Source organism: Collinsella sp. AK_207A (genome assembly GCF_902501965.1).
In the GTDB taxonomy this organism is placed as follows: Bacteria; Actinomycetota; Coriobacteriia; order Coriobacteriales; family Coriobacteriaceae; genus Collinsella.
In genome coordinates, this window is sequence record NZ_CABWID010000014.1 from 208,663 (window position 1) to 222,442 (window position 13,780).

Below are 13,780 nucleotides of genomic sequence, written 5' to 3' on the forward strand. Positions count from 1 at the left end.
TGAGAAGATATGGGTGTGAAGTCCAGGAACGCGCCGCGGCCCTGAACTTGTTGGGAGGACAGGGCCGTCTTCGTTTTGGCGCGTTCCTGAGGCTTCGCGCCCGTATCTTCCAGTCTCGCGAGAACGGCCCGCGGTGAAACGGCGGAGACCGCGCCGGCGGGCGGCCGGGGACCTCCATTTGCGCTATCATGCAGGCTCGTATGTCAACTGACGAGAAGGGACTTTCGCGTGGCATCTCAAGCCCTCACCTTCCAAGACATGATCCTCGCCCTCGAGCACTACTGGGCGGGCCATGGTTGCACCGTCATGCAGCCCTACGATTCCGAGGTCGGCGCCGGCACGTTCCATACCGCGACGCTCCTGCGCTCGCTCGGCAAGGATCCGTGGCGTACCTGCTATCCGCAACCCTGCCGTCGTCCGGCGGATGGCCGCTACGGTGAGAACCCGAACCGCATGCAGCACTACTACCAGTTCCAGGTGCTCATCAAGCCGAGCCCGGTGAACTCGCAAGAGCTTTACCTGGGGTCTCTCGCTGCCATCGGCTTGGACCCCGCTAAGCACGACGTGCGCTTCGTGGAGGACGACTGGGAGAGCCCGACGCTCGGCGCCTGGGGACTCGGCTGGGAGGTCTGGCTCGACGGCATGGAGGTCACGCAGTTCACGTACTTCCAGCAGGTGGGCGGCATCGAGTGCGATCCCGTGCCCGTTGAGATCACCTACGGCCTCGAGCGCATTGCCATGTACGCCCAGGGCGTCACCTCCGTGTACGACCTGGTCTGGAGCTATCTCCCCGACGGCACTCCCATGACCTACGGCGACGTTTTCCTGGAGAACGAGCGCGAGTTCTCGGCCTACAACTTCGAGATAGCGAACGTCGAGATGATGCGCCAGAAGTTCGACGACTACGAGCGCGAGTGCCATGCCTGCCTCGATGCGAACCTGCCGCTTCCGGGCTACGACTGCGTGCTCAAGTGCAGCCACGCGTTCAACCTGCTCGACTCGCGCGGTGCGCTTTCCGCCACGGAGCGCGCGGCGTACATCCTGCGCGTACGCACGCTCGCCAAGGCGTCGTGCGAGTGCTACCTCAAGCACGTGGCGTCAGCTCAAGATGACGAGAAGCAGGGCGCTGCCCTGGAAGGGGAGGTGGCGTAGATGTCCGAGTCCCGCGACTTTCTGATCGAGGTCGGCGTCGAGGAGATGCCGTCCGCACCGCTCAACAACGCCGTCAAGCAGTTCGGCAAGCTCGTGGCCGGTGGTCTCGACGCGGCCGGCCTCTCCCACGGCGAGGTGCGCGTCATCTCCTCACCCCGCCGCCTGGCCGCCTACGTTCGCGACGTCGCCACGGCGACCGAGGAGCTCCATGAGGTGAACCGCGGCCCGGCTGCGAACATCGCCTTCGACGCCGAGGGCAACCCCACCAAGGCCGCCCAGGGCTTCGCCCGCAAGAACGGCGTCGATGCCTCCGAGCTCGTGCGCCGCGAGGACGCGGATGGCCGCGAGTACGTCTTCGCCGAGCGCAACGTTCCCGCCAAGCCCGCGCTGCCCATCCTCTCCGCCCTGGGTCACGACGTGATCGCCAACCTGGAGTGGCCGAACTACCGCAGCCAGCGGTGGGGGAGCGAGCGCGAGACCTTCGTGCGCCCCGTCCGCTGGATCTGCGCGCTGCTCGGTACCGACGTGGTGCCCGTCGCCTACGCCGACGTGGAGAGCGGCAACACCACGCAGGGCCACCGCGTGCTCGCCCCCGGCGCGCACACCGTCCCCACGCCGTCCACCTACGAGCTCGTGCTGAAGGATGCCTTCGTGCTTACCGCCGAGGAGCGCGAGCGCGTCATCCGCGAGGGTATCGCCAAGGTGGAGGAGGAGCTCGGCGTCCGCGTGGACACGCCCAAGAAGGTCTTCGACGAGGTCGTGAACCTCTGCGAGTGGCCCACGGTGCTCGTCGGTCACTTCGACGAGGAGTTCCTGCACGTGCCGCAGGAGATCATCTGCGAGTCCATGCTCACCAACCAGCGCTATTTCCCCACCTACGACGCGGAGGGCAAGTTGACCCGCGCCTTCGTGGTGGTCTCCAACGCCGATCCGGCCGTCTCGGACACGGTCATCGACGGCAACGAGCGCGTGGTGCGCGCCCGCCTCTACGACGCCAAGTTCTTCTACGACGAGGACCTGCGAATCCCGCTCGACACCTTCCGCGAGCGCCTCGCCAACGTGGGCTTCCAGCAGAAGCTCGGTAACGTCCTGCAGAAGTCCGAGCGCATCGAGGACCTCGCCCTCGCAATCGCCCGCGAGGCGCGCCTGGGTGCCCAGCTCGCCGCCTCCTGCGCACGTGCTGCCCACCTCGCCAAGGCCGACCTCGTCTCCTCCGCGGTGATCGAGTTCACGAGCCAGCAGGGCGTCATGGGCGGCTACTACGCGCTCGCCCAGGGCGAGGGCGAAGAGGTCGCCGAGGGTATCCGCGACCACTACCGTCCGCGCTTCGCCGGAGACGACCTGCCCGCCGGCATCTGCGGCTGCGTGGTCGCCGTAGCCGATAAGCTCGACACCATCGCCGGCATGTTCGCCATCGACGAGCCGCCCACCGGTTCCAAGGATCCCTTCGCGCTACGCCGCGCCGCGATCGGCGTCGTGAACATCCTGCGCGACCGCCTGCACATCGGCTACGAGGGCATCGTCCGCGCCGCGCTTGCCGTCTACGCCGAGCAGGGCATCGAGTTCGACATGGACGCCACCGCCGATGCGGTCTGCGCGTTCATCCTCGGCCGCATGCAGCAGATCGCGCGCGACGAGCACGTCTCGCCCGACGTGGTCGCCGCCGTCTCGGCGGGCAACGTCACCGCCCCGGATGATTTCTTCGCGCTCGCCCACGCCCTCGAGGACGCCCGTGAGCAGGATCCCGAGGCCTTCGAGAACCTGGCCACGGCCTATGCCCGCGCTGCGCACCTGGCCCAGGCCGATCTTGGCTGCGAGGTCGACACGGCCCTCGCCGGCGACGCCGAGCGCGCGCTGATCGAGGCCGTGGACGCCGCCGGCGCGAGCATCGACTCCGCACTCGCCGCCAAGGACTTCACCTCTGTGATCGCCGCCCTCGCCGCGCTCCGCGAGCCCATCGACGCCTTCTTCGGCGATGTCATGGTGATGGATGAGGATCAGGCCCTGCGCGAGAACCGCCTGCGTCTGCTCAACCGCTTCGAGCGCGTCTTCGCCGGCGTCGCGAACATCGGCGAGATGGCCAAGAAGAAGTAACTCGTCAGCTGGCAACCCGCGCGAACCGCTCACCGGCTACTTTCGTGAAGATTTCGTGGCCGCAGCAGTACTCAACGCCCGGGTGCGTGGATATAGAGCACCTCATCTACCAGCGTGTGATATGATTTATAAGGAATTGAACGCAAATTTGAGTGGGAGTGGGGTTTCGGCCCCGCTCCTTTTTCGTGAACGAGGAGGTGTCCCATGGTGAAGACCGAGCTTGAGCAGCGGATCATCGACGCACTCGAAGCAGTGGCCGTACAGCATGGCATCGATGTCGTGGACGTTGAGGTCACGGGCGCCACCAAGGCTCCGTGCGTCCGCGTGCGCATCGACAACCTAGACGGGGGCCCCATCACGCTCGACGAGGTGACCGCGCAGAACGCGTGGGTCTCCGCCGTGGTGGAGGAACTCGACCCCGTGTCCGGCAGCTACACGCTCGAGGTCTCGAGCCCTGGTATGGCGCGCCCGCTGCGTCGGCCCGCGGACTTCGTCCGCTTCGCCGGTCAGGAGGTCGAGCTTGCCACTTCCGCCGTCTCGGGGCGCCGGAAGTGGACGGGGACCATCGTCGCCTCAACGGACGGGGGCGTCACCCTCGAGCTCGAGGACGGCGAGCGCCGTGATTTTCCGTTCGACACCGTCAAGAAGTGCAACCTGAAGCCCGTCTACGACTTCAAGCCCAAGAAGGAAGGGGAGTAACCCATGGCATCCAAGATGATGGAAGCCCTCCAGGAGCTCTGCCAGGAGCGTCATATCGACCAACTCGCGCTCATCGACAGCCTGGAGCAGTCGCTCGCCAAGAGCTACGCCGAGATCCTGCACCTCGACTGGGGCGCCAAGGTCACCATCGACCGCGATACCGGCAAGATCTACGTCTACAAGCTCGTGCCGGACGATGATTCCATGGACGAGGAGGGCAACTACACCCGCTTCGACGAGATCGACGTGACCCCCTCCGATACCTCGCGCATCGCCGCCCAGCACGCCAAGGCCGAGATCAACGCCATCGTGCGAAACGCCGCCCGCGAGCAGATCTACGAGGAGTTCTCCGGTCGCATCGGCGAGCTCATCAACGGCACCGTGCTGCAGTCCACCTCCGACTTCACGATCGTGAAGATCCGCGAGGGCGTGGAGGCCGAGCTGCCCCACTTCGATCAGCGCCGCTTCGAGAACGAGCGCAACGAGCGCCCGCAGGGTGAGCGCTACATGCACAACCAACGCATCAAGGCCGTCATCATCGACGTGCGCGACCCGAACTCCACGCTGCCCCCGGTGCGCGGCGAGCACAGCCGTCCGCCCATCGTCATCTCCCGCACGCATCCCGCCCTCATCAAGGCGCTCTTCGAGCAGGAGGTGCCCGAGATCTACGAGGGCACGGTCGAGATCAAGTCCATCGCACGTGAGCCCGGCCAGCGCTCCAAGGTGGCCGTACACTCCCTGGACGACCGCCTGGACCCCGTGGGCGCCTGCGTCGGTCCCAAGGGTAGCCGTGTGCGCGCCGTCGTGGGCGAGCTGCGCGGCGAGCGCGTCGACGTGATTCTCTGGAACGAGGATCCCGCCGTCTACGTCGCCAACGCGCTCTCCCCGGCGAAGGTCTCCCGCGTGCTCATCGACGAGGAGAAGAACTACGCCGGCGTGATCGTGCCCGACGACCAGCTCTCCCTCGCCATCGGCAAGGAGGGCCAGAACGCGCGCCTCGCCGCCCGCCTGACCGGTTGGCACATCGATATCAAGAACGAGACGCTCGCAGCCGACATCCTGAAGAACGTGCCCGCCCCCACCTCCGAGCCGGAAGACCTGCTCGATTCGAGCGAGGGCGACCTCGAGCCCGAGCGCTGCGCGTACGTGTCCGAGTCCGGCGTCCGCTGCCGCAACCAGGCGCGTCCCGGCTCCCGCTACTGCGGCGTGCACGAGGCCATGGCCGCCGGCGAAGACGCCGTCGAGGGCGTCGAGGACCTCGTCTAAGCGCTTTCGCGCCCGTCCGTTTGACCATTTGAACGAGCACGACCGTGCTTGAGAGGTAGGTAGATGCCCATGGCGAAGGTTCGCGTTTCCAAGCTCGCCAAGGAGTTCGGCATGACGTCCAAGGAGCTCCTGGAACAACTCGCCGAGATGAAGATTCCCGCGTCCACGGCGTCCTCGATGCTCGAGGACGTGTACGTGACCATCGTGAAGCGTAAGCTCGCGCCCATCCTCGAGGCGCGCGCCGCCGAGGTGGAGGCCGCCAAGGCCGCCGAGGCCGAGGCAGAGCGCGCCGAGGAAGCCGCTAAAGCCGCCGAGGCCGAGCGCCAGCGCCTAGCCGCCGAGGCGCGCCGACAGGAGGAGCGCCGCATTTCCCAGGAGCAGCGCGCCGCCGAGGAGGCCGCCCGCGCTGCCGCCGCGAAGGCCGAGGAGGAGGCGCGTGCGAAGGCCGAGGAGGAGCGCCGCGCCGCGGAGCTCGAGGCCAAGCGGCGCGCGGTTCCCGCTACCGATTCCGGCGCGCGCTTCCGCTCGTTGCTCGACCAGATCGCCGCGCAGGAGGCCGTCCTCGAGCAGAAGAAGGAGGAGAAGGCCGCTGCCGCCCCCGCCGCCGAGGAGCGCCCCCGCGGTCGCGGGCGCCGCGGTGAACGGACCGAGCGCCCCGAACGCCCCGAGCGCGGGACTGCGCCCGCGCACCGTCGCAGCAACGCCACGCCCGCCGTGCCCGCCGGTATGGACGTTCCCAATCCCGAGAAGGCCGGAAAGGGCGGCAAGAAGCGCCGCGGCGGCCACGATCACGGGGACGAGGATCACTACAGCCGCATGGCCCGCGAGGCCGAGGAGTACAGCCGTGAGAAGGTGCTCGAGGAGGCCCGTGCCGCCGTCGAGGAGGCTGGCCGCGAGAGCACCGGTCGCCGCAAGAAGCGCAAGGAGAAGCGTGAGCGCGAGGCTGCCCGCGCCGAGCTGCAGCGCAAGGAAGAGGAGGCCAAGAACCAGGGCATGACCGTCGAGGAGCTCGATGCCATCAAGGTCCCGCAGGGCGTGACCGTGGCCGAGCTCGCCGAGGCGCTGGGCGTCTCCGCTAACGACATCATCAAGCGTCTGTTCCTCCTGGGTACCCCGCTCACCATGACGCAGTCCATGTCCGACGACCTCGTGGAGCTCGTCGCCGACGACCTGGGCCGCCAGATCCGTATAACCACGCCGGAGGAGGAGAACTCCTATTCCTTCTACGATGACCCGGCCGACCTGAAGCCGCGCCCGCCCGTGGTCACCGTCATGGGACATGTCGACCACGGCAAGACCTCGCTGCTCGACGCCATCCGCCACACCGGCGTGACGGCCACCGAGGCCGGCGGCATCACCCAGCACATCGGCGCCTCCCAAGTGAAGATCAACGGCCGTACCATCACGTTCGTCGACACCCCGGGGCACGAGGCGTTCACCGCCATGCGTGCCCGCGGCGCCAAGGTCACCGACGTGGTCGTGCTGGTCGTGGCCGCTGACGACGGCGTCATGCCGCAGACGGTCGAGGCCATCAACCACTCCAAGGCCGCCGGCGTGCCCATCGTCGTCGCCGTGAACAAGTGCGATAAGCCCGACGCGAACCCCGACCGCGTGCGCCAGGAGCTCACCGAGCACGGCGTCATCCCCGAGGAGTGGGGCGGCCAGAACATGTTCGTGAACGTCTCGGCCAAGAAGCACCAGGGCATCGACGACCTGCTCGAGACCATCCTCCTGCAGGCCGACGTGCTCGACCTCAAGGCCAACCCGGACACCTTCGCCTCAGGCTACATCCTCGAGGGCAAGCTCGACCGCGGCCGCGGCCCGGTGGCCACGGCCCTCATCAACCGCGGCACCCTGAAGATCGGCGACGCCATCGTGGCCGGTCAGTGCTGGGGCCGCGTGCGCGCCATGCTGAACCCGCGCGGCGAGCAGGTAAAGGAGGCCAGGCCCTCCGATCCGGTCGAGATCCTGGGCCTGAACGCCGTGCCCGTGGCCGGTGACGAGTTCCGCGTCTTCGAGGACGACCGCGACGCCCGCGACCTCGCCGAGCAGCGCGCCCTCAAGGCCCGCATCGAGGAGCAGAACAAGGTCAAGCACGTCACGCTCGAGACGCTCTTCTCCGAGATGAGCGAGAACGAGCTCAAGGAGCTCAACCTCGTGGTCAAGGCCGACGTCCAGGGTTCCATCGAGGCCCTCGCCGACGCGCTGGGCAAGATGGACCAGTCCGAGGTGCGCATCAACATCATCCACTCCGCGGTGGGCGCCATCAACGAGACCGACGTCACGCTCGCCGACGCCTCTAACGCCATCATCATCGGCTTCGGCGTCCGCCCGGACGCCAAGGCGCGCGCGCAGGCCGAGAAGCAGAACGTGCAGATCAAGACCTACTCGATCATCTACAAGGCGATCGAGGACATCGACGCCGCGCGCATCGGTATGCTCAAGCCCACCGAGGAGGAGCGCCAGACCGGCTTCGCCGAGGTCCGCGAGACCTTCCGCGTGCCCAAGATCGGCCTCATCGCCGGCTGCATGATCACCGAGGGCGAGATCAGCCGTGACGACCGCGTCCGCGTGGTCCGCGACGGCGTGGTCATCTTCGACGGCAGCTTTGCCTCCATGCGCCGCTTCAAGGACGACGTCAAGAGCGTCAAGGCCGGTTACGAGTGCGGTCTCGGCATCGAGAAGTTCCAGGACATCAAGGTGGGCGACGTGCTCGAGGCGTACAAGATCGTCCAGGTTGCCCGTACCGAGTAGCAAGGGGGTCCCGCTATGAAGCAGACGAACGCCACGCGCCGTCTGGGGCAGCAGCTCCAGGAGAAGCTCGGCTACATCCTGCTCTTCGAGGTCGCGGATCCCCGGCTCGACCTCGTCACGCTCACCGGAGTGGACGTCGCGCCCGACCGCAGCTACGCCCGCGTGTTCGTGAGCTGCGACGAGGCCCGCTACGACGAGGTCCTCGAGGCGCTCGCCGCCGCGAAGGGCCGCATCCGGAGTCTGCTCGCGCACGCCCTCGACTGGCGCGTGACGCCGGAGCTCGACTTCCGGATCGATCGCTCCACCGATGAGGCGGAGCGCATCACCGAGGCGCTGAAGCAGCGTCCCGCCACGATCGATGTCGAGAAGGACGAGGAGGGCTATCCGATCGCCCCCGCGGACCCTGCCGACGCTACCGATCAGGAAACGGACTAGGAGGCCGCTCAAAGCAATGGGTGTTTCATCCCAGGCATGCTCGGACGCCAGCGTCGCAGCCTTTCAGGGCATCTTCAAGCTCATTGAGGGCGCCCATCGCATCGCCATCTCGGGTCATACGGCCCCCGATGGCGATGCCCTCGGCTGCGTGCTCGGTCTCGGACTCGCCATCCGCGAGCGTTATCCGGAGAAGGACGTCTCGTTCCTCCTTGCGGATGACGCCCCCGTGCCGCGAATCCTCGCCTTCATGGCGGGTGCCGACGAGCTAACGCCCGCCTGTCGCTATCAGGGGTCTCCTGACCTCTTCATCTCGGTGGACGTGCCCACGGTGGAGCGTTTGAAGGACGCTGGGCTCGTACTCTTGCGCTCCCGGCATGTCGCGTGCTTCGACCATCATCCCGCACGCCAGGAGTTTGCCGACATCGCCGTCAGGAGAACGGACTGCGCGGCGTGCGGTGTCATCATCGAGCGCTTCCTCGCTGCCACCGGCTTCACGCTCACGTCCGATGTGGCGACCTGCCTGCTCTGCGGTATCGTGACCGACACCGGGCGGTTCCAGTACCAGAACGCCGATCCGCTCGCCTTCCACGTTGCCTCCAAGCTCGTTGCCCATGGCGCCGAGCCCGCGCGCATCGCGCTGGAGGTCTACCAGAGCCAGCGTCTGGAGTATCTGCATCTGGAGTCCGTGGTCATGGGGCGCATCGCCTCGCTCGCCCATGGGCGCGTGGCGTATAGCTACAGCTTCGCCGGCGACCTGGCGCGCTTCGGGGTGGGCATGGACGAATGCGACGGCCTCGTGGACGTCGTTCGCTCCGTGGGAGGCGTCGAGGTGTGCCTCTTCCTCAAGGAAGCTCCCGGCGGGGGAGAGGTGCGCGGAAACCTGCGGAGCAAGGGCCCGCTCAGCGTCTCCGGCATCGCCGAGCGCTTCGGCGGCGGCGGGCACGCCGCCGCGGCCGGCTTTACCTACCATGGCACCGTCGCGCAGGCACTCGATGAGATCCTCCCCCTGCTCGTGCAGCTGGTGGGCGAAGATCCCACGGGCGTCTGCTGCCAGGCGCTTCCCGATGGTCGGTTGGTGCCGTTCCGCTCCACCGCCGTTGGGCGCACCTCGATGCTCTCCGCCGGAAACACCGGCATGTTCCCCCGTCCCTGAACGTCTTCTGCACCCATGTAGACGAGGCGATGCCGTCTCCCCGCCCTGCCGGGCACCGGGGAGACGGCATCGTGCTCGAACCCTGAAGGGAGCCAGTCCATGGCACGTCGCGGACAACCGTCGCAGCTGAACGCGCTCATCGCCATCGATAAGCCCGAGGGCTGCACCTCGCATGACGTGGTCGCCCGCGTGCGCCGCGCGTGCGACGAGCGCCGCGTGGGACACGCCGGGACGCTCGACCCCCTGGCATCCGGTGTGATGGTCGTCGGAATCGGCCAGGCGACCCGTCTGCTCGGGGCCCTCACCCTCGATACGAAGGGGTATGTGGCCCGCATCCGCTTTGGATCCGAGACCGACACCGATGATGCCGAGGGCCGGCGAACCGCGGCGGCCCCGTGCGCCGACGAGCTCTGGGACGAGTCGTTCGCCCACGCCGTCCTCAAGCGCTTCCTCGGCTCCTCGATGCAGGTTCCTCCCGCGTACTCCGCCATCTCCGTCAACGGCGTCCGTTCCTATAAGCGGGCGCGCGCAGGGGAGGACGTGGACCTTCCCGCCAGGCCCATCGAGGTGGGCCTGGCTGCGCTGCTCTCGATCGAATCCGAGGAGCTACCCGATGGGGAGGCGGGGCCGCGCCGAGCGGTTCCCGTCTGGACGGTCGCCTTCAGCGTGAGCAAGGGTACCTATATCCGCTCGCTCGCTCGCGACATCGGACGCGCGGCGGGGTCCGCCGCCCATGTCTCCGCGCTTCGGCGCACCTCGTCGGGATGCGTCGACCTCGGCCGGAGCGTTTCCCTCGAGGGGCTCGATGCCGATGTCGCGCGCGCCCACGCCCTTGACCCGGTGGCGGCGCTCGGCCTCACCGCGCGCGAGGTAGGGGAGCGCGAGCTCGCGGACATCTCCTTCGGCCGTTCGCTTCGCTGCGATGTTAGCCTGACCGATCTCGACGCGGCGACCCCTGCTTCCATCGCGCTCGTGCACGGGGGAAAGCTCCACGCCATCGCGCGGCCGGATGCCGGCCTACTCGTGATGGAACAGGTATATCCGCAGCCTATCGAAGGGGTTCGACTATGAGTGACGTTTCCCTGGCTCGGAAGCTCGCACGCGATTTCATGCTCTATGGAACGGCGGCCCCGCTGCTCCGTTTGGATCCAGGCCTTCCATCTCGTCCCGGCGCGACGGCTCCGCTGCCCGCCGCGATCGCCATCGGCGCCTTCGACGGCGTGCACCGCGGCCATCGCCACCTCCTCGACGGCCTTATCGCCGACGCGCGCGCCCGCGGGGTCGAGGCCATCGCGGTGACCTTCGACCCCGATCCCGACACCGTGGTCGCCCCTGCCCCGGCGCCCAAGCTCATGACCCGCCACGACCGCCTCGCGGCGCTGGCGCGCAGCGGCGTCGATCGCGTCGTCGTAGTGCCCTTCACCCCCAAGCTCGCGGCGCTCGACCATCGTGCGTTCTTCGATGACGTGCTCGGGCGCATCCTGGATATCCGCTCCGTCCACGTGGGCTCGAACTTTCGCCTAGGCGCCCACGGCGCGGGCACCGTCGAGGTGCTGAAGCGCTGGGGCGAGGAACGCGGCATCGCCGTGACCGGGCACGAGCTCGTTTGGGAGGACGGCTCCGCCATCTCAGCCACCCGCATCCGCGAGCTCATCGCCCAGGGCGATCTTCCCGAGGCCCATCGGCTGCTCGGGCGTCCCTATGCGGTGCGCGGCACCGTGGTCCATGGGCGCGGGAAGGGCACCGGCATGGGCTTCCCCACCGCGAACGTGGCACGCTCCGAGCTCATCCAGATGCCTGCCGACGGCGTCTACGCCGGCTGGACCCTCGTTCCCGGTATGCATGGCGATCCCGACGTTGCCTATCCCTCCGCCGTCAACGTCGGACTACCGCCCATGTTCGCGAACGATCCGAGTTCCGCCACGCTCGAGGCCACGCTGCTCGGCTTCTCCGGCGACCTCTACGGCCGCGAGGTGACGGTGCTCTTCACGGAGCGCCTGAGGCCCCAGATTCACTTTTCCTCGATCGGCGAACTCGTGTCTGCCGTACGGGGTAACATCGAGGATGTACGGCAACAGCTCGGTAGCGAAGGCGTCTCCCTTGCTCGATAAGCCGGGGAATCGGTTGGCATTGGTTCGGTTGTTGAAGGTTCGCTGCTATGGGGAGGTTCCCACATGATCTCTGACGAGGACATCGAGCGCGTGCGCGCTGCGACGGACCTGGTTCAGCTCGTGCAGGAAACCGTCGAGCTCAAACCGCGCGGTCGCGAGTTCTGGTGCTGCTGCCCTTTTCATGGTGAGAAGACCCCGAGCTTCCACATCATCCCCGCCACCCAGGTGTGGCACTGCTTTGGCTGCGGCGAGGGCGGCGACGCCTTCAAGTACGTCATGAAGCGTGAGAACCTGAGCTTCCCCGAGGCCATCCACTACCTCGCCGACCGGGCGAACATCGAGATCAGCGACACGCAGGGCCAACGGGGCTCCGGGACCAAGCGTGCTCGCCTCATCGCCTGCTGCGAGGAGGCGAGCACCTTCTTCCACACGATGCTCATGCGGGGCAAGGACGATACCGGCCGGGCGTACTGCAAGAAACGCCAGCTCGACGCCGCGGTGTGCAAGCGCTATCGACTGGGTTACGCGCCCGGGCGCGGCTCGCTCGTAGCGCACCTCCGCGCCGCGGGGTTCACGCCGCGGGAGATGATCGACGCCAACGTCGCGGTCTCTCGGAACCGCGGCCTCGCGGATCGCTTCTTTGACCGCGTCATGTTCCCCATCTTCGACGAGCAGGGCCGCTGCATCGCGTTCGGCGGGCGAATCACGGGGGATGGCGAGCCCAAGTACCTGAACACGGCCGAGACGCCCCTCTTTCACAAGAAACGCAACCTCTACGGCTTTAACTGGGCTAAGGAGCACATCGTCGCCCAGGATGAGGCGATCGTGGTCGAGGGCTACACCGATGCTATCGCCTGCTGGGAGGGCGGTATCGGCAACGTGGTCGCCACGCTCGGAACCGCGCTCACGGAGCACCACGTGAAGACCCTCACGCGCTTCGCCAAGCGGATCGTCTACCTCTTCGATGGCGACGCGGCCGGGCAGAAGGCCGCCGAGCGCGCGATCCAATTCGTCGAGGGTGCCGACGTTGACCTCCGCTGCGTGATACTGCCCGATGACATGGATCCCAACGACTTCGTCCACGCACGGGGCGGTGACGCGCTGCGCGCGCTCCTCGAAAAGGCCGAGCCGCTCCTGGACTTCGTGTTCCGAAAGCTTGAGGATCGAAGCGACGTCTCCACTCCGGGCGGTCGCGCCAAGGCGCTCGACGACGCGCTTCGACTCATCTACCCCCTGCGCGCGAGCTATATGATCGACTCCTACTACATGCGCATCGCGGACTTGCTGGACATCGACGTCGCCATGGTGCGCGAGGCTGCGCCCAACGTGTTCCGCGAGGTTGCACGGTCGGAGGAGCGTGCCCGAGTGCGCGAGGAGCGCTTTGAGGCTTCCGCCGCTGCGCGCGCGCGTCGAGGTGGCGCCACCGGTCACCAGCCTGCCGGTCGTCCCGAGTCCGCCGGCCCCGTGATCTCAACCGATTCCAGCGCGCCCTCCGATGAGGAGGTCCCGCTGGATACCTACGACGACATGCCGCTTCCGCCGGAGGACGGGGGCTTCGATGTCCCCAAAGCAACAGGGGCCGCCGGAGCCCCCTCGCCCTGGGCCCAAACGACCGCCGTGCCCGTCCTCACCGACCTCGAGCGCCGCGCGCTCGGCTGCGAGCGCGAGCTCCTCACGCTCCTCACGTCGTATCCCGACGTGTTCCGTCCCTATGCCGAGCGTATCGCGGACTTCAACTGGGTGGAGCCGAGAAACGAGGCGATCGCCTGGGCGGTGCTCTCAACGCCCGAGGGCACCGACGGCGCCGGGGCCATGGAAGCGGCGCGCGCCGTTTGCCCCGAAGCCGCCGAGCTCGTCTCGAGCGGAACCCTCGAGGCCACGAGCGCGCATCCCACGACGACCAACGTCAAGTTCCTGCTCGACACCCTCGAGCTCTATACCGTCAATCGCCGCATGCGCTCGACGCAGGCTAAGATCCGCAGCGGCAGGGTGTCTGACGCCGGCGAGCGCCGCGAGCTCACCATTCAGGCGACGCGCGACGCGGCACGGGCGCGCGAGCTTGCCAGAGAGCTCGAGGGCGTGGCCGACCCGTTCCGCAACGACGAGTAACCTTCGG

10 protein-coding genes are annotated in these 13,780 nt (G+C 67.6%); all 10 read left to right on the top strand.

Going from position 1 to position 13,780, the window contains the following annotated elements:
* Positions 1 to 258: 258 nt before the first annotated feature.
* The 10 genes from GDJ97_RS04415 to dnaG all read left to right on the top strand — a co-directional run bounded on the left by GDJ97_RS04415 (position 259) and on the right by dnaG (position 13,773).
* A complete protein-coding gene (locus GDJ97_RS04415) occupies positions 259 to 1,152 on the top strand; it encodes a glycine--tRNA ligase subunit alpha (protein WP_373422662.1) in 894 nt (297 codons plus the stop codon).
* On the top strand, positions 1,153 to 3,246 hold the full coding sequence (glyS, locus tag GDJ97_RS04420) for a glycine--tRNA ligase subunit beta (protein WP_152069998.1): 2,094 nt from the start codon (positions 1,153 to 1,155) through the stop codon (positions 3,244 to 3,246).
* Between the two features lie 204 nt (positions 3,247 to 3,450).
* Entirely contained in the window at positions 3,451 to 3,945 is a 495-nt protein-coding gene (gene rimP, locus GDJ97_RS04425) for a ribosome maturation factor RimP (protein ID WP_152069999.1), read from the top strand.
* A 3-nt stretch (positions 3,946 to 3,948) separates the two neighbouring features.
* Positions 3,949 to 5,211, top strand: coding sequence for a transcription termination factor NusA (nusA, locus tag GDJ97_RS04430; protein ID WP_152070000.1), 1,263 nt, complete (start codon positions 3,949 to 3,951; stop codon positions 5,209 to 5,211).
* A gap of 69 nt (positions 5,212 to 5,280) precedes the next feature.
* Positions 5,281 to 7,965, top strand: a complete 2,685-nt coding sequence (gene infB, locus GDJ97_RS04435) for a translation initiation factor IF-2 (protein WP_152070102.1) — start codon at positions 5,281 to 5,283, stop codon at positions 7,963 to 7,965.
* A gap of 15 nt (positions 7,966 to 7,980) precedes the next feature.
* Positions 7,981 to 8,400 carry a 30S ribosome-binding factor RbfA gene (gene rbfA, locus GDJ97_RS04440; protein ID WP_152070001.1) on the top strand — a complete coding sequence of 140 codons (420 nt, stop codon included), beginning with the start codon at positions 7,981 to 7,983 and terminating at the stop codon, positions 8,398 to 8,400.
* A 16-nt stretch (positions 8,401 to 8,416) separates the two neighbouring features.
* Complete coding sequence (locus tag GDJ97_RS04445; protein WP_152070002.1) at positions 8,417 to 9,553, top strand: bifunctional oligoribonuclease/PAP phosphatase NrnA; 1,137 nt, start codon at positions 8,417 to 8,419, stop codon at positions 9,551 to 9,553.
* A gap of 99 nt (positions 9,554 to 9,652) precedes the next feature.
* Positions 9,653 to 10,624 carry a tRNA pseudouridine(55) synthase TruB gene (gene truB, locus GDJ97_RS04450; protein ID WP_152070003.1) on the top strand — a complete coding sequence of 324 codons (972 nt, stop codon included), beginning with the start codon at positions 9,653 to 9,655 and terminating at the stop codon, positions 10,622 to 10,624.
* Entirely contained in the window at positions 10,621 to 11,664 is a 1,044-nt protein-coding gene (gene ribF / locus GDJ97_RS04455; RefSeq protein ID WP_152070004.1) for a riboflavin biosynthesis protein RibF, read from the top strand. Before truB ends, ribF begins: the two co-directional genes overlap by 4 nt.
* A 63-nt stretch (positions 11,665 to 11,727) precedes the next feature.
* Positions 11,728 to 13,773, top strand: a complete 2,046-nt coding sequence (dnaG, locus tag GDJ97_RS04460) for a DNA primase (protein ID WP_152070005.1) — start codon at positions 11,728 to 11,730, stop codon at positions 13,771 to 13,773.
* Positions 13,774 to 13,780: the final 7 nt, after the last annotated feature.

Coding starts and splice junctions, on each gene's coding strand:
- GDJ97_RS04415 (WP_373422662.1), top strand. CDS start 259: ATGATCCTCGCCCTCGAGCACTACTGGGCGGGCCATGGTTGCACCGTC.
- ribF (WP_152070004.1), top strand. CDS start 10,621: ATGAGTGACGTTTCCCTGGCTCGGAAGCTCGCACGCGATTTCATGCTC.
- glyS (WP_152069998.1), top strand. CDS start 1,153: ATGTCCGAGTCCCGCGACTTTCTGATCGAGGTCGGCGTCGAGGAGATG.
- nusA (WP_152070000.1), top strand. CDS start 3,949: ATGGCATCCAAGATGATGGAAGCCCTCCAGGAGCTCTGCCAGGAGCGT.
- truB (WP_152070003.1), top strand. CDS start 9,653: ATGGCACGTCGCGGACAACCGTCGCAGCTGAACGCGCTCATCGCCATC.
- rimP (WP_152069999.1), top strand. CDS start 3,451: ATGGTGAAGACCGAGCTTGAGCAGCGGATCATCGACGCACTCGAAGCA.
- GDJ97_RS04445 (WP_152070002.1), top strand. CDS start 8,417: ATGGGTGTTTCATCCCAGGCATGCTCGGACGCCAGCGTCGCAGCCTTT.
- infB (WP_152070102.1), top strand. CDS start 5,281: ATGGCGAAGGTTCGCGTTTCCAAGCTCGCCAAGGAGTTCGGCATGACG.
- dnaG (WP_152070005.1), top strand. CDS start 11,728: ATGATCTCTGACGAGGACATCGAGCGCGTGCGCGCTGCGACGGACCTG.
- rbfA (WP_152070001.1), top strand. CDS start 7,981: ATGAAGCAGACGAACGCCACGCGCCGTCTGGGGCAGCAGCTCCAGGAG.